Annotated in this window: 27 protein-coding genes; 17 read left to right on the top strand and 10 right to left on the bottom strand. The window is 61.3% G+C overall.

What is annotated here, in order from left to right:
* Positions 1–12: 12 nt before the first annotated feature.
* Both NKI97_RS03615 and NKI97_RS03610 read left to right on the top strand, forming a co-directional pair.
* Positions 13–597, top strand: a complete 585-nt coding sequence (locus tag NKI97_RS03615; protein ID WP_352449049.1) for a DUF1214 domain-containing protein — start codon at positions 13–15, stop codon at positions 595–597.
* A complete protein-coding gene (locus tag NKI97_RS03610; protein ID WP_352449050.1) occupies positions 590–1,138 on the top strand; it encodes a DUF1254 domain-containing protein in 549 nt (182 codons plus the stop codon). Before NKI97_RS03615 ends, NKI97_RS03610 begins: the two co-directional genes overlap by 8 nt.
* Before the next feature lie 14 nt (positions 1,139–1,152).
* Here NKI97_RS03610 and NKI97_RS03605 read toward each other — a convergent pair whose 3' ends face one another.
* Entirely contained in the window at positions 1,153–1,338 is a 186-nt protein-coding gene (locus tag NKI97_RS03605; protein WP_023677835.1) for a hypothetical protein, read from the bottom strand.
* Positions 1,339–1,525: 187 nt separating this feature from the next.
* Here NKI97_RS03605 and NKI97_RS03600 point away from each other — a divergent pair, with 187 nt between their 5' ends.
* Entirely contained in the window at positions 1,526–2,536 is a 1,011-nt protein-coding gene (locus NKI97_RS03600) for a DUF2336 domain-containing protein (RefSeq protein ID WP_352449051.1), read from the top strand.
* Positions 2,537–2,545: 9 nt separating this feature from the next.
* On the opposite strand, the gene NKI97_RS03595 is transcribed toward NKI97_RS03600, so the two are convergent.
* On the bottom strand, positions 2,546–2,893 hold the full coding sequence (locus NKI97_RS03595) for a DUF1491 family protein (protein WP_352449052.1): 348 nt from the start codon (positions 2,891–2,893) through the stop codon (positions 2,546–2,548).
* Between the two features lie 131 nt (positions 2,894–3,024).
* On the opposite strand from NKI97_RS03595, the gene NKI97_RS03590 reads away from it, so the two are divergent.
* Both NKI97_RS03590 and NKI97_RS03585 read left to right on the top strand, forming a co-directional pair.
* The gene (locus tag NKI97_RS03590; RefSeq protein WP_502907069.1) at positions 3,025–3,324 is read left to right on the top strand and encodes a type II toxin-antitoxin system ParD family antitoxin; all 300 of its coding nucleotides are present in this window, start codon (positions 3,025–3,027) and stop codon (positions 3,322–3,324) included.
* A complete protein-coding gene (locus tag NKI97_RS03585; RefSeq protein WP_352449053.1) occupies positions 3,317–3,607 on the top strand; it encodes a type II toxin-antitoxin system RelE/ParE family toxin in 291 nt (96 codons plus the stop codon). Before NKI97_RS03590 ends, NKI97_RS03585 begins: the two co-directional genes overlap by 8 nt.
* Before the next feature lie 23 nt (positions 3,608–3,630).
* Here NKI97_RS03585 and NKI97_RS03580 read toward each other — a convergent pair whose 3' ends face one another.
* Positions 3,631–4,404, bottom strand: a complete 774-nt coding sequence (locus NKI97_RS03580) for a peptidoglycan-binding domain-containing protein (protein WP_352449054.1) — start codon at positions 4,402–4,404, stop codon at positions 3,631–3,633.
* Positions 4,379–6,124: an ATP-binding protein gene (locus tag NKI97_RS03575; protein WP_352449220.1), complete on the bottom strand. Its 1,746-nt coding sequence runs from the start codon at positions 6,122–6,124 to the stop codon at positions 4,379–4,381. The genes NKI97_RS03580 and NKI97_RS03575 overlap by 26 nt, the downstream gene beginning before the upstream one ends.
* A gap of 518 nt (positions 6,125–6,642) precedes the next feature.
* Between NKI97_RS03575 and NKI97_RS03570 the strand changes: the two genes are divergently transcribed.
* Positions 6,643–7,011, top strand: coding sequence for a DUF5330 domain-containing protein (locus NKI97_RS03570; RefSeq protein ID WP_352449221.1), 369 nt, complete (start codon positions 6,643–6,645; stop codon positions 7,009–7,011).
* Positions 7,012–7,123: 112 nt separating this feature from the next.
* Positions 7,124–7,552: a SufE family protein gene (locus tag NKI97_RS03565; protein WP_023677843.1), complete on the top strand. Its 429-nt coding sequence runs from the start codon at positions 7,124–7,126 to the stop codon at positions 7,550–7,552.
* Positions 7,553–7,666: 114 nt separating this feature from the next.
* Here NKI97_RS03565 and NKI97_RS03560 read toward each other — a convergent pair whose 3' ends face one another.
* On the bottom strand, positions 7,667–8,092 hold the full coding sequence (locus tag NKI97_RS03560; RefSeq protein ID WP_023677844.1) for a Ros/MucR family transcriptional regulator: 426 nt from the start codon (positions 8,090–8,092) through the stop codon (positions 7,667–7,669).
* 677 nt (positions 8,093–8,769) lie between these two features.
* Here NKI97_RS03560 and NKI97_RS03555 point away from each other — a divergent pair.
* From NKI97_RS03555 to NKI97_RS03545, 3 genes are all read left to right on the top strand, one after another.
* The gene (locus tag NKI97_RS03555; protein ID WP_352832756.1) at positions 8,770–10,881 is read left to right on the top strand and encodes a S9 family peptidase; all 2,112 of its coding nucleotides are present in this window, start codon (positions 8,770–8,772) and stop codon (positions 10,879–10,881) included.
* Between the two features lie 77 nt (positions 10,882–10,958).
* Positions 10,959–11,585 carry a LysE family translocator gene (locus NKI97_RS03550; protein ID WP_352449056.1) on the top strand — a complete coding sequence of 209 codons (627 nt, stop codon included), beginning with the start codon at positions 10,959–10,961 and terminating at the stop codon, positions 11,583–11,585.
* A gap of 145 nt (positions 11,586–11,730) precedes the next feature.
* Positions 11,731–12,114, top strand: coding sequence for an SET domain-containing protein (locus tag NKI97_RS03545; protein ID WP_352449057.1), 384 nt, complete (start codon positions 11,731–11,733; stop codon positions 12,112–12,114).
* Between the two features lie 11 nt (positions 12,115–12,125).
* Here NKI97_RS03545 and NKI97_RS03540 read toward each other — a convergent pair whose 3' ends face one another.
* The 4 genes from NKI97_RS03540 to NKI97_RS03525 form a co-directional block, all read right to left on the bottom strand.
* Positions 12,126–13,076, bottom strand: coding sequence for a cytochrome c (locus NKI97_RS03540; RefSeq protein ID WP_352449058.1), 951 nt, complete (start codon positions 13,074–13,076; stop codon positions 12,126–12,128).
* 9 nt (positions 13,077–13,085) lie between these two features.
* The gene (locus NKI97_RS03535; protein ID WP_352449059.1) at positions 13,086–13,529 is read right to left on the bottom strand and encodes a c-type cytochrome; all 444 of its coding nucleotides are present in this window, start codon (positions 13,527–13,529) and stop codon (positions 13,086–13,088) included.
* A 174-nt stretch (positions 13,530–13,703) separates the two neighbouring features.
* Positions 13,704–14,300 (bottom strand): superoxide dismutase, encoded by a 597-nt coding sequence (locus tag NKI97_RS03530; protein ID WP_023677850.1) that lies wholly within the window; start codon positions 14,298–14,300, stop codon positions 13,704–13,706.
* A 107-nt stretch (positions 14,301–14,407) separates the two neighbouring features.
* Entirely contained in the window at positions 14,408–15,286 is an 879-nt protein-coding gene (locus NKI97_RS03525) for a branched-chain amino acid aminotransferase (protein WP_352832752.1), read from the bottom strand.
* A gap of 151 nt (positions 15,287–15,437) precedes the next feature.
* On the opposite strand from NKI97_RS03525, the gene NKI97_RS03520 reads away from it, so the two are divergent.
* Both NKI97_RS03520 and NKI97_RS03515 read left to right on the top strand, forming a co-directional pair.
* The gene (locus NKI97_RS03520; RefSeq protein WP_023677852.1) at positions 15,438–16,100 is read left to right on the top strand and encodes a haloacid dehalogenase type II; all 663 of its coding nucleotides are present in this window, start codon (positions 15,438–15,440) and stop codon (positions 16,098–16,100) included.
* A gap of 174 nt (positions 16,101–16,274) precedes the next feature.
* Positions 16,275–17,099: a L,D-transpeptidase gene (locus NKI97_RS03515; RefSeq protein ID WP_352449061.1), complete on the top strand. Its 825-nt coding sequence runs from the start codon at positions 16,275–16,277 to the stop codon at positions 17,097–17,099.
* 307 nt (positions 17,100–17,406) lie between these two features.
* Here the strand turns inward: NKI97_RS03515 and NKI97_RS03510 are convergent, their stop codons facing one another.
* Positions 17,407–18,441, bottom strand: a complete 1,035-nt coding sequence (locus tag NKI97_RS03510; RefSeq protein ID WP_352449062.1) for a LacI family DNA-binding transcriptional regulator — start codon at positions 18,439–18,441, stop codon at positions 17,407–17,409.
* Between the two features lie 192 nt (positions 18,442–18,633).
* Between NKI97_RS03510 and NKI97_RS03505 the strand changes: the two genes are divergently transcribed.
* The 5 genes from NKI97_RS03505 to NKI97_RS03485 all read left to right on the top strand — a co-directional run bounded on the left by NKI97_RS03505 (position 18,634) and on the right by NKI97_RS03485 (position 23,872).
* Complete coding sequence (locus tag NKI97_RS03505; RefSeq protein ID WP_352832748.1) at positions 18,634–19,677, top strand: sterol desaturase family protein; 1,044 nt, start codon at positions 18,634–18,636, stop codon at positions 19,675–19,677.
* A gap of 112 nt (positions 19,678–19,789) precedes the next feature.
* Positions 19,790–20,734: a sugar ABC transporter substrate-binding protein gene (locus tag NKI97_RS03500; RefSeq protein WP_502901421.1), complete on the top strand. Its 945-nt coding sequence runs from the start codon at positions 19,790–19,792 to the stop codon at positions 20,732–20,734.
* A 68-nt stretch (positions 20,735–20,802) separates the two neighbouring features.
* Positions 20,803–21,885, top strand: coding sequence for an ABC transporter permease (locus tag NKI97_RS03495; protein WP_352449065.1), 1,083 nt, complete (start codon positions 20,803–20,805; stop codon positions 21,883–21,885).
* The gene (locus NKI97_RS03490) at positions 21,885–22,904 is read left to right on the top strand and encodes an ABC transporter permease (RefSeq protein ID WP_352449222.1); all 1,020 of its coding nucleotides are present in this window, start codon (positions 21,885–21,887) and stop codon (positions 22,902–22,904) included. Before NKI97_RS03495 ends, NKI97_RS03490 begins: the two co-directional genes overlap by 1 nt.
* Positions 22,905–23,026: 122 nt before the next feature.
* Complete coding sequence (locus tag NKI97_RS03485; protein WP_352449066.1) at positions 23,027–23,872, top strand: ATP-binding cassette domain-containing protein; 846 nt, start codon at positions 23,027–23,029, stop codon at positions 23,870–23,872.
* Positions 23,873–23,947 lie beyond the last annotated feature (75 nt).

Genomic DNA, 23,947 nt, shown 5'->3' with positions numbered 1-23,947 from the left:
CCCTGCCTCCTCATGCTCAAGAACGCCTTCCTGACACTGCTTTCGCTTGCCATCGCCGTCGTCGGCGGTGGCGGCAGCGTCTGGTATGCACTGAAGCTGCAGGATGGCGTCGGCGCCATCAGGATCGGCCAATGGACCGCCTTCCCCGATATCGGCACGCCGACGGCAGATCCCTATTCGAAGGCCCGCGTGGCTCGCGAAGGCGTGCTGGCGCTCGGACAGGCGGAAGGACTGTCCTTCATAGCCGAGCGCGATTCCGGCGGCGAACAGCTCAAGCGGCAATGTGCCTACAAGATTGCGGGCGGCTTTCCCACCGCCCGGTTCTGGACGCTTTATGCCGCCGACCAGTCGCTTGGCGTGGTCGAGACCGGCAAGCCGAGGCCGGCTGCGCTGCAGTCCTATCAAGTGCTGCGCCAGGCCGACAATTCGGTGGTCATTTCCGTCGGCAGCCGCCCTGCGCCCGGCAACTGGCTGCTGACCAGCGGCGCCGGCAAGATGTACTTGGTGCTTACGTTCTACGACACGCCGATCGCCAGCAGCACCGGTCTCTCGGACGTCACGCTGCCGCAGATCCAGAAGGTCGGCTGCAATGCGTAGCCTGCTGCATGCCGTGCTGCTCGGCCTGCTCGGCGCCGGCATCGTGCACATCATCGTGCTGCTGCTCGTCCCCGAGTTTTCCGAACGCGACGCCTGGTCGCGATTGGCCATGGCTTCGGATCTCTACAAGATGACCCGGCTCGACGCGGAAGCCGGCGGCGCGCCGGTGGTGAAATCGGTCGATCCGCTGTTTTATGCGGCGGCATGCCGCTTCGATCTTGCCGAGGGGATGGTGCGGGTCAAGGCACCGGGAAAGGTGCCGTTCTGGTCGATATCGGTCTACGACCGCGGCGGCCACAACATCTACTCGTTCAACGACCACAGCGCGACCGCAGGCGTGCTCGACACCGTTGTACTGACGCCGGCCCAGATGATCGAGGTCCGCAAGGATATTCCCGAGGAACTGCAAGGGGCCATCTTCGTCGAGGCGCCGATAGAGGAAGGCGTATTCGTCATCCGTTCGTTCGTGCCCGACGACAGCTGGAAGCCGATCGTCTCGCGGTTTCTCGAACAGAGTTCCTGCGAACTGCAGGATTTTTAAGCCGGTTCCGATGCTCAGTGATGCGGTACCGGCAATGTTCCCGAAGGTCCCGGCTTGTCGGGGCCGGCCGGCCGCGTTTCGCCCGTCAGCGGCCGCTGCTCGTAGCGCACCCCGGGAAAGATGATCACTGCCGCCGGCGCGGCTTGTTGTGCTCGATTGGTTGCCGCCGTTCGCGGCACGAAAGACAGTACCATGCCCATGGTTCGCGTATTCCTCTCGGTTGCCCCGGAGCACAACGCAACGCCTCCATAGTCGATTAAGAAGGCAGTAGGTTAACGGAGCGCTAACGGATCGCCGCTAAATTGATCTTTGTTCTTGGGAAACGCGAAACCGGTACAGCCCGGCAGAGCGCTGTCCAGATCGTGTCGAGTGTCGGGCGTATCCTTCGTGTCAGCTTCGGATTTCAGGCAAATCGCAGCAGGAGCTGAATCGGGAAAGGCCGAAAGGCTGTTTCGCGCCGCGGTATCGGCGTTCTGCTCGCTCACCCGGCCTTCGCGCCGGGAAATCGCGCAGCTCGAAGACCTGACGCTGCCGCTTTTCGAGAATGTCTCGGTCGAATCGCGCCGCTACGTCGCGGCAGCCCTTTCCGAATGCGAATATGCACCCGCCGCGCTGGTGCGGCGGCTTTGCCAGGAGCGGGTCGACATCGCCGCTCCGCTGCTCATCCGCTCGCGCGCCCTCAGCGACGTCGACCTGATCGCGCTGATCGGACGTCACGGCCTGCCGCATGCCCGTGCCATTGCCCGCCGCAAGGATCTCAATCAAACGATCGCGGATCTCATCAAAGTGCTCGAAAGGCCGACGCTGGTGCGGTCGCAGCAGCAGCCGGAAACAACCGCCAAAGCCGCGTCCGAAAACGCCGAAGTGGTTGCGGGCGAGGTCAACAGGCAAGAGGCTTTCGATGCCGCTGAAACTGTACGCCGCCGGTTGCGATTCATGATGCGCGCCGAGAGCGGCGGCGCTATCGGTCCGTTCGTCGAGCCACAAACCTATGTCAAGCTGCGCGAGACCGCGCTGACCGGCAATGCGGCATTCTTCCAGACAGCGCTCGCCGATGCGCTCGAAGTCGATTTTTCAACGGCGCGGACGCTCACCGCGAGCCACAATTACACACCGCTGCTGGCCGCCTTGCGCGCGCTCGACCTCAGCGAAGACAAGGCGTTCCTGATCACGGCCGCCATCTATCCGACCGAGTTTCCGCACCCGCAGGCGATCCGCATCTTCCTCGACCGCTACCGCCTGCTGCACCGCGACGCGGCGTTGGACAGGCTCCGCGGCTGGAAGGCCGACACCGTGTCGAAAATCGTTCGCAAGCCTGGGCGCGTCGCCGCAAACGCCGACCTGCGCAAGCCGAACAGCGCCGATATGACCGCCAGCCCAAAGGCGCGTCGCATCTGAGGCTTGCCGTTACGACGCCTTGACCGAGATAAGCTCCTCGACGGGAATGGCGCCCGCCTCGATCTCGACCACCCAGATATCCGGATCGAATCTCTTCTCGCGCTCCAGCCGCGCGTCGAAGATGGCGGCATCGTCGCCTTCGCCAAGCAGGCTGAAAAAACGGTCGTCCGGCCTGGCTGAATCGTAACTCGTCTGCGGCGCCGGCCCGAACAGCGCCATCTCCCCTTGCCTGCCCCGCGCCAGCACGAAAACCGCGCCGGCTTCCGTCGCGCCGCGCTTGACCACGGCGGCAAAGCCGCCGGCGCTGAAAACCCGGCGCAACAGCGCCGACACCCACAGATCGGTGGTTACCCGCATGGCGCGACCCTGCACGATTTCGGTTTTGTGGCGTCGAGATTGTCACTTATTCGCGAGCAACGGTTGGCTATCATAGCGAGTCCCGGAATGCGACGATCTACGCCAAGACCTAACAAATCTTGTTAGCCCCTATGAAAAATGCTATAGCGTCCGGTATGAAAGCCCAGCCCATGCGCACTCTTACTGTGTCGCTTACGCCCAAGCAGGCCGCCCGTCTACAAGACGCCGTGAACAGCGGAGACTATGCTTCCAACAGTGAAATTGTCAGGGAAGCACTACGTCTATGGGAGCAGCGCGAGGAATTCCGCACTCTTGAACTGGAACGTCTCAAAAGGGCGTATGACGAAGGGATGGCAAGCGGCGAGGGCCAGCACGTGGATCGCACGGCTTTCTTACGCGCTCTGAAAGCCGAACGCACAGCCCGTGGCTGAATACCGGCTCACCCCCCGAGCTTCTCAGGATTTGCGAGATATTTGGCACCACATTGCCGTCGATAACGAGAAGGCGGCTGACAAGCTGATCGGACGCATTTTCGACAGGCTGGAATTGGTTTGCGAGCACGCCAAAATGGGCGCAGCTCGACCGGAATTGAGCGCCACCGCCCGCATTCTAGTCGAGGGACGCTACATCGTGATTTATGAGCCTGTGCCCTACGGCGTGTTAGCCGTGGCGATAGTCCACGGAATGCGTGACCCGGAGCAATGGCTTAAATAGACCGGGAGACTGGGGTTCGACCCTCAGTTGGTCAGGCCGATCTCGCGCATCTTGACGTAGACGATCTCGTCGGGCTCGCCGGTCTCCGGCAAGCCGAACAGCGCCTGGAATTCTTTGATCGCGGCCTTGGTGCGCGTGCCGACGACGCCGTCCAATTGCATGTCGTCATTGCCGAACGCCTTCAGTCCGGCCTGGATCTTGACGATGCGGGGATCAGGCGTTTGCGCCACCGCATTTGCCGGTGCGGACGCTGGAATGGCGGCCGGAACAACGGCCGTTTCGACCGGCCGCGGCACCGGATGCGGCACTACGGCCGCGGTCTTTGGCGTGGCGCCCAGTTGATCCAGCAGGACGCTGTCGATCTCGCCGGAGGCATTCAATCCGACCTTCTGCTGATAGGCCTGGATGGCCTTGCGCGTATTCGGTCCGGGAATCCCGTCGACGGTGCCGGAATAGAAATCGAGATCCTTCAATATGCCCTGGACCTGCTCGACGACCGGGTCGCTCTTGATCGGCGCAGCGGCCGGACGCACGATATTGATGGTGGTTTCGGGCTCGTCGCTGTCCGCCCGCGGAAAGCGCTCGATGCTCCTGGTGGCGAAAAACGCGCCGGCATGCGGAAAGGGCTGGTACCAAAGCGCGTTCGCCGAGACGTAGAACAGCGTCACCAGGAACGCGGTGGAGCCGCCGACCACAACAGGATTGCGCGAGATCAGGCTGCCCAGCGCCATCGCTCCGTGCTCGAAGGCATTGCCGCGGCGTTTGACCGCCCTAGGCTGTTTTGCGGAGCGACCCATTGCTCTCCCCTTTGCCACCGTCCGCCTTGGCTTTGACTGCGGACATCGGCACCACGCCGGCCTTCTCCGCCGAGCGGCCCGTCGGGCCGTTCACGGGAAGGCTGATCGTCACCGTGGTGCCCTCGCCCGGCATGCTTTCGATCGACATGGTGCCCTCGTGCAGCGCCACCAGCCCCTTCACCAGCGAAAGCCCGAGCCCGGTGCCTTCGAAACGGCGGGTATAGTCGTTCTGGATCTGCATGAACGGCTTGCCGAGATTGGCGAAATCTTCCTCGGCGATGCCGATGCCGGTGTCCCGGACCCAGAAATGCAGCCGCGAGCCGATCCGCTTGGCGCCGATGACAACATTGCCGCCTTCGGGCGTGAACTTGATCGCGTTGGAGACGAGATTGATCAGGATCTGCTGCACGGCGCGACGGTCGGCATTTATTTCGCCTGCGTCCGGCGCGATCTGGGCCTGCAGATCGATGGCCTTTGCCTCGGCTTGCAGGCGCATCATCGATTGGCACATCTCGACCGCTTCGCGGAAGCGGAACGGTTCCGGTTCGGTCGCGTAAGCGCCCGATTCGATCCGCGATACGTCGAGTATCGAAGTGACGACGGCAAGCAGGTGCTGGCCAGAATCCCTGACCAGCCCGACATATTCCTTCTGGCGCGGATCCTTGAAGCTGCCGAACATCTCGTGCAGCAACATGTCGGAAAAGCCGATGATGGCATTGAGCGGGGTGCGCAACTCATGGCTGACGACGGCAAGGAAGCGTCCTTTCGCCACCTCGGCGGAGGCAGCCGCCTCATTGGCAGCGGCAAGCTCCTGGCGCAGTCCGGCCAGTTCGTCGTTCTCGCGCAGAAGAAGCGTGAAGACAGTCTCCTGCCCCGGCGCGCGCATCATCTCGAGCGAGAACGGCCGGTAATTGTCGGCCGTCACGCCGCTGCTCTGCGGCAGCCGGACGCGAAGGTCGAGCCGGCGCGACAGGGTGCCATCGCGCATATCGGCCAGCGCACTGAGATACGGGACGCGGTCGGACAGATGGATGCGATCGAAAAGTCCGGTGCCGAAAAGCAGCTCCGGCGGCAGCCTCAGCATAGTGCGTGCCTTAGCCGAGACGTCCAGAACCTCGCCATGCGCAGCGATTCGCAGCACGACGGCGTCGATCAGGTCTTCGAGCCGGTGGCTGCCGGCCGGATCGAGCTGTGCGTTGGCGGCGCCGCGAAGTGGAGCGACACGCGGAATGAGCGTGAGTGCCCAGGCCAGCGGTACCAGCCAGTGCCATGCGGCGATTTCGGTCTGGCCGAGCGGCAAGACCGAACCGGCGAAAGGCTGCAGCAAGACTGCGACCAGGGCCGATATGGCGCCCCAGATCACGGCACGGCGCGACTGGCCGATCCACCAGGCTTCAAACGGCAGCGCCACCGCAAGCAAGGCAACCGGCGAGGCCACACCGCCGGCGGCAGCGATAAGGGCACCGAGGGCAACGCTGCCGACGACCAAGGCGAGTTGGCCGGCCAGGGTCATCTTGCCCGATGCCGCCACCAGCAGGGCGGCGAACCAGCAAAGGCCAAACGCCGCAAAAATCGCAGCCACAGTCAAGGCGGCGCCCATGCCCGACGTGACCAGCGTCACCGCTGCACCCGCGCTGAAGAAAGGCGCCGCCAGCATGACGCCAATGAACCGGCTGTGGCGGCGACGATCGCTCTGGCCGAGCACGGACGGATGAACCATCCGTTCGCAACCGGCGGCTATCGCGCCCGGCAACTCGGCGTATCTGGCCTTGATCGCACTCAACTCAACGCACCCGGTCGTGAACGGCCCTGCTTTGCAGGCGGCTTTTGTCGATCCGAAACTCGCATCCAGCGTTTAAGGAATGGATAAGGCTGGGCCGATCGTCCCCCCGGCAGGCTGCAAATATCGGGATACCGGCGGGGAAAAACCGGGGCAATTGCCGCCATAGTAAACGGAGCGTTATCCACACCGCCCGCGCCTGCACCTACGACCGATGGCATCAACCTGTCGCCGATTAAGAAAATGATCATGAAAAACAATAGGTTGGATGGTTATTATTTGCTGAATAAAATCTGAACCATTCGAGGCAAATGAACTTCAAAACGCTTCGTTTCGAATCTGCCTAAAATTTGAGGAAAACTGTTGCTTTCGGGACAAGCCGTCCTTTGCCCGTCTGTGTCAGTATCGCGGTACAAGGGCGTGCGGTTCGGATGCATGACGTCATGAAGGACAGACAGATGGGCTTTCTGATAAGAGCTGCTTTCTGGTTTTCGCTGGTGCTTCTGGCGCTGCCGCTGGGTGTCGGCGCCGATGATGCGGGCCGCGAAAGCGTCGGGCCGCTCCAGGCGCTGTTTGCGGCGCGCGAAGCCGTCGGCGATATCGCCGGCATCTGCGAGCGCAAGCCGGACGTGTGCGAGACCGGCAAATCGGCAATGCACACCATCACCGCCCGGGCCAGGGAGACCGCCAAGATCGCGGCCGCCATGCTGGACGACAAGGCCGCTGAACCCGATACGGTGACGACCACCGGCGGCGTGCCCGGGGAAATCGTCTTGCCGGCGAAAGTCGATCTGCCGGCGAAAGTGCACTTGCCGGCGAAGAACTGAGACTGTTTCGGCCGAATTCATCGCTAAACCGCAAGGCTCTCGCTCTCGGCACCTGCGGCGTTTCTCCTCTTTTTCCGTGACGTGGCAGCGCCGGATGACTATATCCGGGGGAATGACGACGACGATCCAGACCATCCGCGACGACTTTTCCCTGCTCGACGAGTGGGAAGACCGCTATCGCTATGTGATTGAACTGGGTGAAGCGCTGCCGCCGTTTCCCGACGAGCAACGCATACAAGCCAACAAGGTGCCCGGCTGCGTCAGCCAGGTCTGGCTGACCACTGAGCAAGGCGGGGGTGTCGACCCCGTTATCACCTTCAAGGGCGATTCCGACGCGCATATCGTGCGCGGCCTGGTCGCCATCATGCTGGCGCTGTTTTCGGGACGGCCGGCCAGCGAAATCCAGAGGACCGACGCAGAGGCCACATTGAAGGCGCTCGGACTTGACGAGCACCTGTCGCCGCAGCGCGCCAATGGTCTTCGCTCGATGGTCAAGCGCATCAAGCGTGACGCCGAGGCAGCGCTGAAGCAGACCGCCTGACCGCACGGCAGTTGCTGGCGGCATGAAGAACTAGCGGCCTGAGCTTGGTCTCCCCACAATGCGAAAACGGCGCCTGCAGGCGCCGTTTGAGTATCAAACCGGAAGAGCCGCTTGTCAGCGTCCCTTGCGCTTGCGGCCGAGACCCATCTTCTTGGCGAGCTGCGAACGGGCGGCCGCGTAATTGGGCGCAACCATCGGATAGCTCGGGTCCAGGTTCCACTTTTCACGATACTGGTCGGGCGTCAGATCATAGTGGGTCATCAAGTGACGCTTGAGCGACTTGAACTTCTTGCCGTCCTCGAGACAGATGATGTAGTCGTCATGCACCGACCGCTTCGGATTTACCGCCGGCTTCTGCTTGTCGGCAGGCGGCTGCTCGGCGGCCCCGCCGACACGCCCGAGAGCGGCATGGACATCGGCGATAAGGTTCGGCAGTTCGCCGACCGGTACGGGATTGTTGCTGACATAGGCAGCCACCACGTCGGCGGTGAGCTCGATCAGCGCGTCACTGTTTCTGGAAGGTGTTTCGGTAATATCCATGGCGTTCAGGTCCCAACGAGAATTGTTTCTGTCTACGCCCTATTTTTGGCAGGCAGGGCATCGCGCGAACTTGTGCAGGAAAAAGCCTCCGCGATTCGCGTCGCGGCATCTTAATGAGCCTGAGCGCCAAGTAAGTCAATTCGCTTCTTGCGGTCTATTCAGCGATACAAGTCAAATATTCCTCATTCAGCTTCACTCTTTCGTGCAAAGTGTAACCTTGCCGTTTTTTCTGGTCAGACCAGCATCGACTGACGCGGCGGCAAGCAGCCATTACACAAACGGCAGCAGGTAAATAGAGTTCGATGCTTGACCCTGCCGGCGGCATTACAGCCTGGATGATCGGTGGATTCAGTAAAATCATAGGTTGCGAAGCGTTACTGTTGCTCGCGAGCCGTCGCCGGAGCGGTGCGCTGTGTTATTGAAATGGGGTAATGTATTTCCGTAGACCCAGCCATATCGGCCACTTGCCAAGCCGCGAAGGCAGTTGCATGAGATTGACCGGCACTGGCAGGGTCATCGCAGCGACGGCGAGAACCGCGGCAGTCCGAGAAGAAATATTCGTTATCCGCTCCTCCAGCCCGTCCTCTCGAGCCACCACGACAATAGATCATAGCCCTTGAACCCGCGCTGCTCGGCGTGTTCATTCGCCATTCAAGTAGCTTCCACAGCGAGACGCAATGACCAGAACCCCAGTGTTTCCGACCGCCACGCCGCCGCAGCCGGAGAAGCGGCCGATCTTCGACACGCATCACGGCATAACGCGGACGGACGATTATGGCTGGCTGAGGGCCGCCAATTGGCAAGAGATGTTCAGGGATCCGTCCCTGCTCGACGGCCAAATCCGCGCCCACCTCGAAGCCGAGAATGCTTACCAGGCGGCGCTGATGGCCGATACGGTCCAACTGCAGAAGCAGCTTTTCGCGGAAATGAAGGGACGCATCAAGGAAGACGATTCTTCCGTGCCGATGAAGGACGGACCTTACGCCTACGGCTCCTCCTTCAAGCTTGGCGGCCAGCAGCCGCGTTATTTCCGCACGGCGCGTGACGGCGGCGACAAGCAGATATTGCTCGACGGCGATGCCGAGGCCGAGGGCAAGCCCTATTTCCGCCTGGGCGGCGTCGATCATTCGGACGACCACAGCAAGCTGCTCTGGGCCTTCGACGACAAGGGTTCCGAATTCTACACGCTGCGCGTCCGCGATCTGGCCGGCGGCAACGATCTGGCGGACAGGGTCCCGGACACCGGCGGCGGCGGTGTGTGGGATGCCGGCAATGACGGTTTTTTCTACACCCGCCTCGACCCCAACCACCGTCCTTCCAAAGTGCTGTTCCATGCGCTTGGCGACGGTCGTGAAAACGACCGGCTGATCTACGAGGAGACCGATCCCGGCTTTTTCATGGATGTCGGCGGCACGCGCTCCAACGAGTGGATCATGATCGGCATCAACGACCATGAGACCTCGGAATACCGTATCATGAGCGCCAACGATCCGTTCGCAGAGCCGAAGCTGGTTGCGGCGCGCCAGACGGGCCTGCAGTACGAACTCGAGGAAGGCGGCGACATCTTCTTCATCCTCACCAATGCCGATGGCGCCAAGGACTTCAAGATCATGACTGCGCCGGCCCATGATCCGGTGCGCGCCAATTGGCAGGAACTAGTGCCGCACGAAGCGGGCCGGCTGATCCTTTCGGTGATCGGCTTCAAGGACCACATGGTCCGGCTCGAGCGCAAGGAAGGCCTGCCGCGCATCGTCGTGCGCGACCGCAAGAGCGGCGAGGAGCACCTGATCTCCTTCGACGAGGAAGCCTTCTCGCTCGGCCTGTCCGGCTCCTACGAATACGACACCGAGATCATGCGCTTTTCCTATTCGTCGATGACGACCCCCGCGCAGGTCTTCGATTACAACATGCGCACCCGCGAGCGGGTGCTGCTCAAGACCCAGGAAGTGCCGTCCGGCCACGACCCGGAGCACTACGTCACGCGCCGGCTGATGGCGCCTGCCGCCGACGGCGAACTGGTGCCGATCTCGCTCCTCCATCACCGCGACACACCGCTCGACGGGTCCGCCCCTTGCCTGCTTTACGGCTACGGATCTTACGGCATAGCCGTACCCGCCGCGTTCAACACCAATCTGTTTTCGCTGGTCGACCGCGGCTTTGTCTACGCGATAGCCCATGTTCGCGGCGGCAAGGACAAGGGCTATGGCTGGTACGACGACGGCAAGCGGGCGAACAAGATGAACACGTTCACCGATTTCATCGCGGTCGCCCAACACCTCGTCGCCGAACGCTATACACAGCATGACCGCATCGTTGCGCAGGGCGGTTCGGCCGGCGGCATGCTGATGGGCACGGTCGCCAACATGGCGCCGCAATGCTTCGGCGCCGTCGTCGCCGAGGTTCCCTTCGTCGACGTGCTCTCCACCATGCTCGACGCCAGCTTGCCGCTGACGCCGCCGGAATGGCCGGAATGGGGCAATCCGATCGCGTCGGCGGAGGATTACCGGACCATCGCCGCCTACTCGCCCTACGACAATGTCGCCGCACTCGACTATCCGCCGATCCTGGCACTGGCCGGCCTGACCGACCCGCGCGTCACCTATTGGGAGCCGGCCAAATGGGTGGCGCGGCTGCGCGACCGCAAGACGGGTGAAAATCCGGTGCTGTTCAAGATCAACCTGGATTCAGGCCATGCCGGCGCCTCCGGCCGGTTTTCAAGACTGGAGGAAATCGCCTTCACCTATGCCTTCGCGCTCAAGGTGACGGGCAAGGCCGAGCTTGCGGCGTGAACATCGGCGGATGAGCGGTCATTGTCTTCCGTTCCGCGACGTGGCTTCATTGGCGGTGAGAGTTGCGGAGCCCACCAATGATCGATCTCGCCACGTTGATAGCTTATGTCGCGGTTGTGCTTGGCTTTGTCTTCATCCCGGGTCCCGCCACTCTTCTGACGGTGGCGCGGGCAACCAGTTCCGGAACCAGGGTGGGCATTGCGACCGGCGCCGGGATCGCGGCCGGCGACGTGGTTCACACCTTCATGGCGATCGTCGGCATTTCGGCGATCATTGCCACGTCGGCGGCGCTTTTCAGCATCGTGAAGTACATCGGCGCAGCCTACCTCATTTATCTCGGCATTCGCGCGATCATCGAGAAAACGCCGGCCTATCCGGCCGCCGGCGCACTTGCGATCCCCGCTGCCAAAGCATTTCGGCAGGCTGTTTTGACCGAGGTTCTCAATCCCAAGACCGCGCTTTTCTTCCTCGCATTTCTTCCGCAGTTCGTGCGGCCTGAAAACGGATCGGTGATGCTTCAACTGGCGATATTGGGCGTCATCTTTGTTCTGTTGGGCCTCGTCAGCACGGTGGTTTTCGCCGTGGCTGCGGGCGGCCTCGGTGCATTCCTGCGCCGAAACCCGACGGTGCTGAGATGGCAAGGCAAAGCTGTCGGCGGTATCTATTGCGCCTTAGGCATCCGGCTGGCGCTGCAACAGCGCTAGGGTCTCGACAGGCGACGAGCCGTACGAGGCTTCGGATAATGGGCAGGCACAGCTGATTTTCCGCTCGCAATTGCAAAGGCCGCGCGCTACCCAGTGCGCGGCCTTTTCACAGCCGCGCCAACACACAATCACCCAAGGATCTGCCATGTTGCTCGTCGATGTCTATCTCGACAAATCGCCCATCCAGGGCATCGGCGTCTTTGCCAAGAACCACATTGCCCGCGGCACGCTGGTCTGGAAGCTCGACCCGAAATACGACCGGCGCATCGAGGTAGCGGCCTACGAGCGGGAAACCGGGCCGGTCAGAACCTATCTCGACCGCTACGCCTATCCGGACCGGCGCGACCCGAACTACATCGTCTTCGAAGCCGACGATGCGCGTTACATGAACCATGCCGACAGCCCGAATTGCGACGTCTCGCAGCCGGAGGAGACCTATGCCTTGCGCGACATTGCGCCCGGCGAGGAAATGACCTGCGACTACAATCACTTCTTCGAAACCGGCTTCGACTTTCTCGGCGACCGCTGACGCAACGGCCGTCAGCTCGACGGCTTCTTGCGCGCCGGATAGCCGTTGGGGTGCGGCGGCACGGCTTTCAGGTAGGCGGCGATCGCTGCGCGGTCCTCCGGGGTCAGCACGGCCATGTTCCGCTGCACGTCGACCATTGCGCCGCCGACCGTATCGAAATCCGGCGTGAAGCCGGTTTCGAGATAGTTGGCGATGTCGGCCTCGGACCAGTTCGCGATGCCGCCCTCGCCCGACGTGATGTTCGGCACGATGCCGCTGCCTTCGGCGGCGGCCGCCCCTGCCAGCCATTGGCGCTTCCTGGTGCCGCCGGCAAGATCCCGCGGCGTGTGGCATTCGCCGCAATGGCCGGGGCCTTCGACCAGATAGCGGCCTGTCACCACCGGATCCGGTGTGCCGTCGGGAAAGGAAACGACCGGCTGGTCACTCAAATAGAGCAGCTTCCACAAGCCAAGACCGCGTCGGACGTTGAAGGGAAACCCCAGCGAATTGGCGGGCGCCTTGCCGGCGACCGCGGGTAACGTCTTCAGGAATGCATAGAGATCGGCAATGTCGGCCGGCTTCATGCGCGCGTAGGAAGTATAGGGAAATGCCGGATAGAGATGCTCGCCCGACGGTGACACGCCCTTCAGCATGGCGTTGGCAAGATCCTCGACCGACCAGGCGCCGATGCCGTCCCTGGTATCCTGCGATATGTTCGGCGGCACAAAGGTGCCGAATGGCGTCTTGAGTTCAAGGCCGCCCGCCAGCTGAAGGCGGGCGTCGCCTTGCGAGCCAGGCTTGGCATGACAGGATGTGCAGCCGCCGGCGTAGAAGATGCGCTTGCCCCTGGCGGCGTCGCCGGGACCAAGCTCAGCCAGCGTTGCGGCATCGAGCCTGACCGGAGCCGACAGGAACCAGCCGGCAATCGCGGCCGCCCCGCCCAGAACGAGGGCGCCGCCGACAAGTTTCTTCAGCAAGCGCATTGCCCGCTATCAGCCTTTTTTCACCCTGTAGTTTTGATGACAGTTGCCGCAGCCGCCGCCGATGGTGTTGAACTGCGCCTTCAACGCGTCGGCATCCGCAGGTGCTGCGGCGACCGCCGCCTTGACGTCGGCGAGGTACTTGCCTTCAGCCGTCTTGAAGCCGGCCATGTCCTGCCAGATTTTTGGGGACGCCGTGGTGTCGCCGGTGTCGCTGCCCGCCGGGAAAAGCGTGTCGACGCCGGCATGGAATTTCTCGGCATTGACCTGCAGTGCCTGCAACGCCGTCAGCACCGAAGCTGCGTCGTAGGGCGTCTCGCCCTTGACCACTTTCGACAAGCCGGCGGCGATCTTGCCACGTTCCTTCATCAGGGCCTGCCGGTCGGCTACCGGGTCGGCAAATGCCGCCGAGCCGGCGAAGGCGAGCATCGAGATGGCGAGGATAAGCTTTCTCATTCACTTGGCTCCATGTTGAAGGCAATTCAGGATGCGGCCCCACTCCGATGACAAACGGCAAGGATGGCTTAAAAATTCCGACGCTTCGCCTCACGCTTGCGTGAAATTTTTGCAGCTGTCGTTCTGATGCTGAAAAAGAAAAGCCCCGGTTCTGCCGGGGCTTTCTGGAACGGATCAGGCCTTTTCGTAGAGCTCGAGCACATAGTCCCAGTTGATGAGACTGTCGACGAAGGCTTCGAGGTATTTCGGCCGGGCGTTGCGGTAATCGATGTAGTAGGAATGTTCCCAGACATCGACGCCGAGGATCGGGGTCGCGCCATGGACGAGCGGGTTCTCGCCGTTCGGCGTCTTCGAGATCGCCAGCTTGCCGTCCTTGACCGAGACCCAGGCCCAACCCGAACCGAACTGGGTGGTGCCGGCGGCGATGAAGTCGGCTTTGAACTTGTCGTAGCCACCAAGATCGCTGTCGACCGCCTTTTGCAATGCGCCCGGCAGCTTGTTGCCACCGCCGCCCTTCTTCATCCATTTCCAGAAATGGATGTGATTGTAGTGCTGGGCGGCATTGTTGAAGAGGCCCGCATTCTTGCCGAAGGACTGTTTGACGGCCTCTTCGACCGACAAATCGCCCATGCCCGCCTCGGCGGCCAGCTTGTTGCCGTTGTCGACATAGGCCTTGTGGTGCTTGTCGTGATGATATTCCAGCGTTTCCTTGGACATGTAAGGCTGCAAGGCCTCGTAATCATAGGGCAAGGCGGGCAATTCAAAAGCCATCGGTCGTACTCCCTCGTGGAAAAATCCGGTGTCGATACCGGACTAACATAGGACTGGATTGGTCTGGAACAACTCCGGAAACGAAGCGCCGGCCGCTTTTTAGCGGGTCAGCCGGGCGAAGTCGAATGCGCCCATTCCCAATAGAGTTCGCGCGCCTTCTTGGCCACCGGTCCGGGCTGCAGATTGCGATCCTCGATACGGGTGACCGGCACGACTTTCGAGTGGTTTCCGGTCGAGAAGATTTCGTCCGCCTCCAGGAAATCGCGGATCGACAGCGTCTTTTCCGTCGTCGTGAAACCGTATTCGCCTAGCAGGGCCATGGTGCGCGCGCGGGTAATGCCGGACAGGAAGGTGCCGTTCGGCGCCGGCGTCAGGACATGGCCGTCCTTGACCAGAAAAATATTCGAGGTGCCGGTCTCGGCGACATTGCCCAGCATGTCGAGCACGAGCGCATTGTCGAAGCCGCGCATCTTGGCTTCGAGGATGGAACGGCCGTTGTTGGGATAAAGGCAGCCAGCCTTGGCGTTGGTCGGCATGGTCTCGATGGTCGGGCGCCGGAACGGCGAAACCGTCACCGAAAACCGCGCCGGCGAGATCATCGGCGATTCGTAGAGGCAAAGGCAGAAACGCGTCGAGGCCGGGTCGGCCGGCACGCCCATATAGCCGCCATGCTCGGCCCAATACATCGGCCTGATATAGACCGCCGTGTTGCCGTCGAACTTCTTCAGCCCGTCCCAGGTCAGGCCGACGATCTTGTCGGTGCTCATCGTCGGTTTCAGGCCGAGCGCGATCGCCGAGGCATTTACCCGCGCTGCATGGCGATCGAGATCGGGAGCGACGCCCTCGAACCAGCGGGCGCCGTCGAACACGCTGGTGCCGAGCCACATGGCGTGGCTGCGCGGCCCTAGAATGGCAACGTTGCCCTCGTACCAGTCGCCGTCGACGAAGGTCCATGTCGCGGATTGCGCCGCAGTCGCCAGTGTCATTGCCAGGTTCCGTTCGATGCTTGTTGCGGCGCATTGGAAGATGCTTTGGCGGCCGCCGTCAACCGGCTTGGCTGAGATTTGTTGAGGCCAGCGGGCTGGCGGACTGCAATCAGCGCTTGCGCCATGCCTTACGCGGCCTCAAAACTGTCGAATGCAGTTCGCGGCTTACGTTTTCGACGCCTATGGCACGCTGTTCGACGTGCATGCGGCCGTGCGCCGTCACGCCGACCAGATCGGGCCGGACGGCCAGTTGCTGTCCGATATCTGGCGCGCCAAGCAGCTGGAATATTCCTGGGTCAGGACGCTGATGGGGGCCTATGCCGATTTCTGGCAGCTCACCGAGCAGGCCCTCGACTTCGCCCTGCGCAAGGTTCCATCCGCGGATGCCGGGCTGAGGGCGAAGCTGCTCGAGGCCTATTGGCGGCTGGACTGCTATCCGGAGGTGCCGGCCGTGCTCAAGGCGCTCAAGGCATCGGGGGCAAGGCTGGCGATCCTGTCCAACGGTTCGCCTGAGATGCTGCAAGCGGCCGTCAAATCCGCCGCGCTCGACCAGGTCCTGGACGACGTCTTTTCCGTCGACAGCGTCAGGCGCTTCAAGACCGATCCGTCGGTCTACGACATGGTCACCACGGGATGGCGCCTCTATCCGGGCGCTGTCTCTTTCCAGTCATCCAACCGCTGGGACGTCGCCGGCGCCACCAAATTCGGCTTCAGGACGGTGTGGATCAACCGCGCCAATCAGCCAGAGGAATACCGGGATTTTCCACCGGCCCTGATCCTGCCGTCCCTTGAAGGTCTGGTCGCCGGGGGGTGACACCGGAAATGTTGCGTCGGCGCAACAGTGACGATCCAGTCACAGCTTTGCCTTTGTTTGTCCACCCTGCGGCCAGAATTGGAACCGCCTATCGCGCCGGGCATTGCTCGGGCAACCGCGCGCAACCGGACGCATTTATGCTTTGTTGCGATTTGAGACTTAAAAAAGGCAATCATGTTCACACCCCCATCGTCCTCTTTTCGCCTGAGCCGTCGCGGTTTTCTCAACGCAGCAGCCCTTGGCGCCGCCTCGGTCGCGGTCTCCAGTTGCACCACGCTGTCGCAACAACCGGTCGAGCCGCCGCCGCCGACCTATGTCGAGCCGGCGCTCGGCGACTATGTGACGATGTATGGGCCGATGTCGGATGGCGGCTTCGAGCTGCCGGCCATACCGGTCGACAAGATCGACCCGCAGTTCCTGCGCCAGATCGTGGACGATCCGACCGGGCAGCAGCCGGGTACCATCGTCGTCGACACCACCAATCACTTCCTCTATCTGGTGCGCCCGGGCGGCCAGGCGATCCGCTATGGCGTCGGCCTCGGCCGCGCCGGCTTCGAATGGTCGGGCGATGCGGTGGTCCAATGGAAGCAGAAATGGCCGAAATGGACGCCGCCGGACGACATGATCGCCCGGCAGCCGGAGTTGAAGCCGTACAGCGCCGACAATGGCGGCATGCCCGGTGGGCTCAAGAACCCGCTTGGCGCACGGGCGCTTTATCTCTTCCAGGGCAACCAGGACACGCTCTACCGCTTGCACGGTTCGCCGGAATGGCGGTCGATCGGCAAATCGGTGTCGTCGGGCTGTGTTCGCCTGATGAACCAGGACATTATCGATCTCTACGACCGAGTGCCGAACAAGACCCCGGTCGTGGTGACGGCCGACATCGGCCAGCCGATGGTGGCGACAGCAAACCGCAAAGCCATCCCGATCGACGCCGGCGTGCCGGAAGGATCGATCCTGCTCGGCCCGATAAAATCGGTGACCAACTCGATCTTCTGAGCTGGGCGAAAAGCGCGGGGGCGGAATTGCTCACGGCTCCTGCTGGTTTTGCCGAGCGTCGGCTTGCCCGTTCCGGTGCCCGCCTTCAGGTGCGGTGTTTAAGCCAAGCAGCGGATTTTGCCGCGCTCTGTGCAGACGCCGCCGGTGGACAGATCATGACCCAAATCCGTCTTCCGAAGGCCAAGCGGTCGGATGACCGCTTTGCGCCCGATGTCGGACGTTGAGGTTGGCTTGTGCGTGAGCTGAAAGCGGACATTCTGATGGGGTCGAAGAACGCCCGAAGGGCGACCCCTAGCTGACATTTGCCTCAGATATTTTCCGGCGTGACTATTTCGAAAGGAATTGACCGCTGAAGGGTGGCGAACGGTGCTTGTGGTCCAATGACATCAATCATGGTTTGGACAAGAAAGGCCGAGGTTGCGTCGAGCGGATGACAGAGAGCTGCAGTGATCAACCCTTCAGACAGTCCCTTTCGGGTTTCGGGTCCAATATCACGGCAAACCAGCTTGATCCCCGAACGCTTCTCGAGAGTTGCCTCCCTTAGCGCACGGAGGACGCCGGTTATTCCGCCGCCGACGATCAGAATGCCCACAAGGTCGTCAGTCGCCTTCAGCAACTCGGCCACCATGCGGTACGCCTCACTCGATTCCTCATGGGTCGGACGACTTTCCTCCACTGTTAGCCGCGGAGCATGCTCGCGCAAATAGGACCGGAAGCTGGCGTCTGCGACGTCCTGGCATTGATAGCGGTGGTTCCCTATGAACACCGCAATGCGACCAGGGCCATGTGTGGTCTGGGTGATCAGGAAGGCTGCGGTGCGCCCCAGCTTCCAGTTATCGGTGCCTACATACGCCGCCCGTTCCGGCGCTGATTGGTCGGTAATGTAAGAGACGACGGGTTTCCCGATCTCCTTCAGAGAACGGATGGCCTGGCCAATGATCGGATGATCTGCGGCGACCACAGCGACAGCGTCGCACGACTCGCCGAGCGCGACGAGGCGGCTCGAGATCGTCTCCGGTGTCAGCAGATCCACAAAGTCGATAACCGGCTCGATCACCTCGTCCCGGCGATCGCGACAGGCGGCAACGATTTTCTTGCCGAACAGCTGGTAGAGATCGCGAGTGGACTGCTGAAGTAGGAAACCCAACCGATAATGCGGCGATATCTGACGGGCTCGGTTATCAATCGCGCCGATGCCGTAGAACCCTATTTCTTCAGCCGCGCTTTGAACGCGCTGGATGGTTTTCGGACGTACGGAAACCGAGCCACTCAGAATTCTGTTTACGGTCGCTGTGGATACGCCTGCGGCAATAGCGAGATCGCGAATTGTCGGCCGAGTCATGAACCTCACCTTCGTTTGTATCATGATGATTGAGCCGAAATGATACAAATGTCATTTTGATATTATTTTCGACTACTACAAATATCAACCCTCCGATATGAAATGTGCCAGCTAGGGATATGATCTGATGATGGCTCCCGGCGGCTAGACCCACACGCTCAAGACTGATCCGGGCACGGAGGTGCTGTTACGATGGATGACCTTCAGTATGGGACACGCGACAAGCGCGGCAATTGGGCGCCGCACCGCCGCGCCGAACCGGCGCCGTTGTGGCATCGTCCGTTCAATGCAAGAAAGGTCATCGCCTGGCTCCCTGATTTTTTTTGGCCGTGGAATGCTTTCCACATCGCCACATCGCTCCTCTGGGTGAATTTTCTCATCCCGAACTGGCAGAGCCTGGCAAGCTTGTCGGTGCTCAACTATTTTTGGCTTTACGGTCTGAACGCCCCCGGCATTTTCCTGTTTTATGGCTTCTTCGAGCTGCGCTTCTACGTTCATCGCCGGCAGGGCACGCGCTTCAAATACAATGCCAAATTTCCGTCTGATGTGCCGTCCGATGTTTTCTGGTTCCAGCGCCAGAACCTAGACAATTTCCTGCGGTCCTTCTTTGTCACCATTCCGCTGTGGACGGTGGTCGAAATCGTGATGCTGTGGGTCTACGCCAACAGCTGGGCGGTCTGGCTGCCCTGGACGACCAATTGGCTCTACTTGTCTTTCCTGGTGTTGCTCGCGCCGTTTGTTCACGAGGTTTATTTCTTTCTGCTGCACCGCGCGATCCACTGGCCACCTGTCTATAAGTGGGTCCATTCGGTTCACCACAATTCGATCAACCCCAGCCCATGGTCGTCTCTTTCCATGCACCCCGTGGAAGGCTTCCTGTATCACGCCGAGGCGTGGCTGCACCTGCTGATCCCGTCCAACCCGGTCTGCGCCTATTTCACGCTGCACGGCGCCGGCTTTGGCGCGGTCAACGGTCATCTTGGCTTCGAAACGTTTGAACTGACCGACAAGTTGAATCTCGATAGCCACTCTTATGTGCATTACCTGCACCACAAGTACTTCGAGGTGAACTATGGCGGAGACGGTCTCGTGCCGCTCGATAGGCTGTTCGGTACCTGGCACGACGGCAGCAAGGAGGCCGACGACGCGATGAAGGCGCGCTTCCTCAAAAAGAAAGAGAAGCTACGCGCCAAGCAGCAAGCCCCTGGGGCAGGCTCGGGTATGCCGGCGGAGTGACGAAAGGCATCAGCGCCTATGAGGAGAGGGCGCGGGGCAGCAGAACTTAATTTGAACACCTGCAGAGCGGGTGAAACCTGGGAGGACTACTGTGAAGCTTTTAAAGACACTCATATCGGCAACGGTTCTGACTGCATTCAGCACCGGGGTGACACTTGCCGCCAACATCTTCGTGATCGGCGGCAAGCCGGACGATCCGTTTTGGTCGATCGTCAAGCGGGGCGCCGAAGACGCCGGCAAAGTGGTCGAGGCCCAGGGCGGTAAGGTCACTTGGCTCGGTCCCCAGAACTATGACAATCTGGGTGTGGATGCTGCCGAGCTGATCCGGCAGGCCATCGACCAGAAAGCCGATGCCATTGTCGGTCCGGACTGGGTGCCAGAAGCAATGGATCCTGCGTTCAAGGCCGTCAAGGATGCCGGCATTCCACTGGTCATCTACAATGCTGGCGGGTTGAAGGCGGCCGATCGCCTCGGCGCGCTGAACTACGTCGGCTCTGACGACTACAAGGGTGGCGTCGCGGGCGGCGAGTACCTGGCCAAAGCCGGCAGCAAGAAAGGCGTCTGCATCAACACCCTCCCGGGTGCCGCCAATATCGAAGCTTATTGTGGTGGCTTCAAAGAGGGGATGAAGAATGGCGGCGGCGAGGCCGACGTGTTGCCCTTGCCCGCCACGTCGTTCGGTTCAGCTACAGCTGTTGCGCAGGCTGTGAAGGCCTATTTGCTGCAGCACTCGGACGTGACCGCCGTGTTCACCATCGGTAACGTTGACGCCAACTCCGCCATGAACGGCCTCACCCAGGCCGGAAAAAGTGATAAGGTTCATCTCTGCGGCATCAACTTCGACGAGACCATCCTGAACAACATCAAGGATGGGAAACAGGCCTGCGCGATTGATCAGCAAGGCTACCTGCAGGGCTACCTCGCCGTGGCGATCCTGAACGGCAATGTAAACTACGGCCTCACCGTGCCCACTCGTGAGATCCTGACTGGACCCGGCATCATCGATAAGGCTTCCGTAGATGCTACCATCGCTGGTGTGAAAGCCGGGACGCGATAGCCCTTTGTTCAGTGCCGCCCTCGCATGGAGCGGGGGCGGCCATTCCATCTCCCTGCGGCGGCCTCATCGTGGCTGGCCGCCCGCTCGCGGATTACCCAATGGCACATCCCGTGACTTCCACATCGATCCCGGCGGCGGACCCCACGCGGTCCGGACTCGCCCTCGGCCGGCTGGCGCGTCGACCAGAGTCGGGCTCATTCCTCGGCCTGGTCGCGGTTCTGCTTTTCTTTGGCCTGTTCGGCGGAAGCGGCTTCCTATCGGCAGCCGGCACGGCCAGCTGGTTGAACATCGCGTCCGAGATTGGGATCATCGCAATGCCGATAGGGTTGCTGATGATCGCCGGGGAACTCGACATCTCGGTCGGCGCCGTGATCCCCGCAGCGTCGCTTACCGCTGCCATCATCTCGGGTCACTATGGGCTGCCCGACTGGCTTGGCATAACGGCCGCGCTTGGCCTCGGCCTCGCTGTCGGCCTCCTCAACGGGCTCTTCGTGACGAGAACGACCATCCCGTCACTCATAATCACAATCGGCACCATGTTCCTCACGATGGGCCTGACGCTAGGTCTCACCGTCAAGATCGCCGGCAGCACCGGCGTGTCACTGGTGCCAGACCCGCTTACCAAGGCAATCTTCGGCGACTATCTCGGCGGCATGTTCCAAGTCACGATCCTGTGGTGGGTGCTGTTCGTGATTGGCCTGTTCTGGCTGTTGCACATCTCCCCACTGGGCAACTGGATCTATGCACTCGGTGGCGACAAGGAAAGTGCGCGCAACGTTGGCATTCCGACCAAACGGCTGACCATCGGCCTGTTCATGCTATCCGGCTTCAATGCCGCTTTCGTCGGGGTCAGCGAGGTGATGGTCTATCAGAGTGCGCAGGTTCTGGCTGGTCAGTCCTTTATCTTCAATTCCATCATGTGTGTGGTCATCGGGGGCGTTCTGCTCACGGGTGGCTTTGGCTCGATCGTTGGCATCGTGTTTGGCACGATTACCTTCTCGATCGTGAACCAGGGCATCTACTTCACCAGCCTGGATCCCAACATCGGAAGCATCATAATCGGCGCGCTTCTTTTGATCGCGGTGCTGACAAACGACACCTTCCGGCAATTGGCACTCAGCTATTCTTCGAAGAGAGGAAAGCAGCCATGATGGACGTGATCAAATCCGTACTGCGTCGTCCCGAAGCCGGCTCGATCCTCAGTCTTATTGGCGTGGTGTTGTTCTTCGTTCTATTCGGCGGCGCCCACCTGGGTACGCTCGTTGGCGCGGCGAGTTGGGTCAATTTCGCGGCCAATCTCGGCATCGTCGCCATTCCCGTCGGGCTGCTGATGATCTCAGGTGAACTAGACATTTCCATCGGCGCTCTGATCCCAGTTGGTTCGATGACAACTGCCATACTCACCGGTTACTACGGACTGCCAATAGGGGTAGGGATAGCTGGAGCGCTGGCAGTCGGCGTGGCGGTAGGCCTGGTCAACGGTCTGCTGACGATCCGTACCTCCGTGCCCTCGCTCATCATTACTCTGGCCACCCTGGTCGCCATGCAGGGGGTGGTGCTCAGTGCTTCGGTGCTTCTGACCGGTAATGCCAGCGTTGCCCTGACCGCACCGGATTGGGCCAAATTCCTCTTCGGCCAGTTGATCGGCGGCAGTCACCAGGTCATCATAATCTGGTGGGTCGCCTTCGCTGTTGTCACAGGCTTCGTTCTGCACAAGACCCGTTACGGGAACTGGCTATTTGCAATGGGCGGCGACCGCGTCAGCGCCCGCAACGCCGGCATTCCGACAGACCGCGTGACCATTGCGTTGTTTGTGTTGTCCGCGGTCAGCGCCACCTTTGTCGGGATCTGTCAGGCGATCCTGTTCAATTCCGCCCAGGTCTCCGGTGGCATGAGCTTTATCTTCAACGCCATCGTGTCCGTGGTCGTGGGCGGCGTGCTGCTGACCGGCGGTTTCGGGTCGGTCGTGGGTATCTTCGTCGGCACCATCACCTTCGCCATCGTCAGCCAGGGCATCTATTTCACCCAGATTGACCGAAACTGGTCGAATCTGATCATCGGCGTGATGCTTCTGGTGGCGGTGATGATGAACCAGTCCTTCCGCGACCTGGCTCTGTATTTCAGGCCGCGGCGCGAGCGAAGCGTGCCGCGGGAGCCAGCAAACCCATGAAAAATGATCTGCTACAGCAGCTAAGCAATGGGCTCGCATCGATTAACGAGCATCGACCTTCAATTTCCTCGCCGATCAACAGTGTCAGGCCAGCCGGATCGCAGATGGGAGATGTGCCCGCCATGAACGACAAACCTGCCATTCTAGAACTGAGGAACGTCAACAAGTCCTTCGGACCAATCGACGTCCTGCACGATATTTCGCTGAGGGTACGCGCCGGCGAAGTGCTTTGTCTGCTCGGTGACAACGGCGCCGGCAAATCAACTCTCATCAAAACGCTCGCCGGTGTCCACAAACCCACCAGCGGCCAGATACTGATGGACGGTCAGCCGGTTACCTTCTCTGGACCTCGGGAGGCCCAGGCACAAGGAATCGCCACAGTGCACCAGTTCGGCGGCACCTTCCCGCTGATGAGCATCGGGCGGTCCTTCTTCGTCGGCGTAGAGCCGACCAAAGGCTGGGGACCGTTCAAGATCTACGACCGCAAGCGCGCCAACGAAATCGCAGTGAAAGCGGTACGCGATTTCGGAATCACCCGCATCGATGACGGTGACCGCCTGGTTGGGGGACTGTCCGGCGGCGAGCGCCAGTCGCTCGCCATTGCCCGTGCTGTGTATTTTGGAGCGCGCTTACTGATCCTGGACGAACCGACCGCAGCGCTCGGCGTCAAGCAGGCCTCGCACGTGCTGCGTATCGTCAACGAGGCGAAGAGGCGCGGCCTGGCCGTGGTCTTCATCACCCACCAGGTCATGCACGCCATGGCCGTCGGCGATCATTTCGCGGTGCTGATCCGCGGCGCCATCGCCGCCGATTTCCGCAAAGGCCAACGGTCCCGCGAGGAGATCACAGATCTGATGGCAGGCGGCGAGACCATGGCCGACCTCGAAGCCCAGGTCGAGGGTTACATGGCCGAGCATGAAGGCCATCCGCCGTCCCTCCAGGTGTTGGGAGGCCCAGCCGCTCAGTAGATTTCTTAAAAGGCGCCAACCAGGCGTGGCTCCATGCCGCTGAGTTGGCCGTTGCCCTAATCCGAAGAGCAAAAG

Source organism: Mesorhizobium sp. M0296 (assembly GCF_040321675.1).
Lineage (GTDB): Bacteria > Pseudomonadota > Alphaproteobacteria > Rhizobiales > Rhizobiaceae > Mesorhizobium.
The sequence above is the reverse complement of the archived record's forward strand: the minus strand, read 5'-3'. Positions and strand labels throughout refer to the sequence as shown.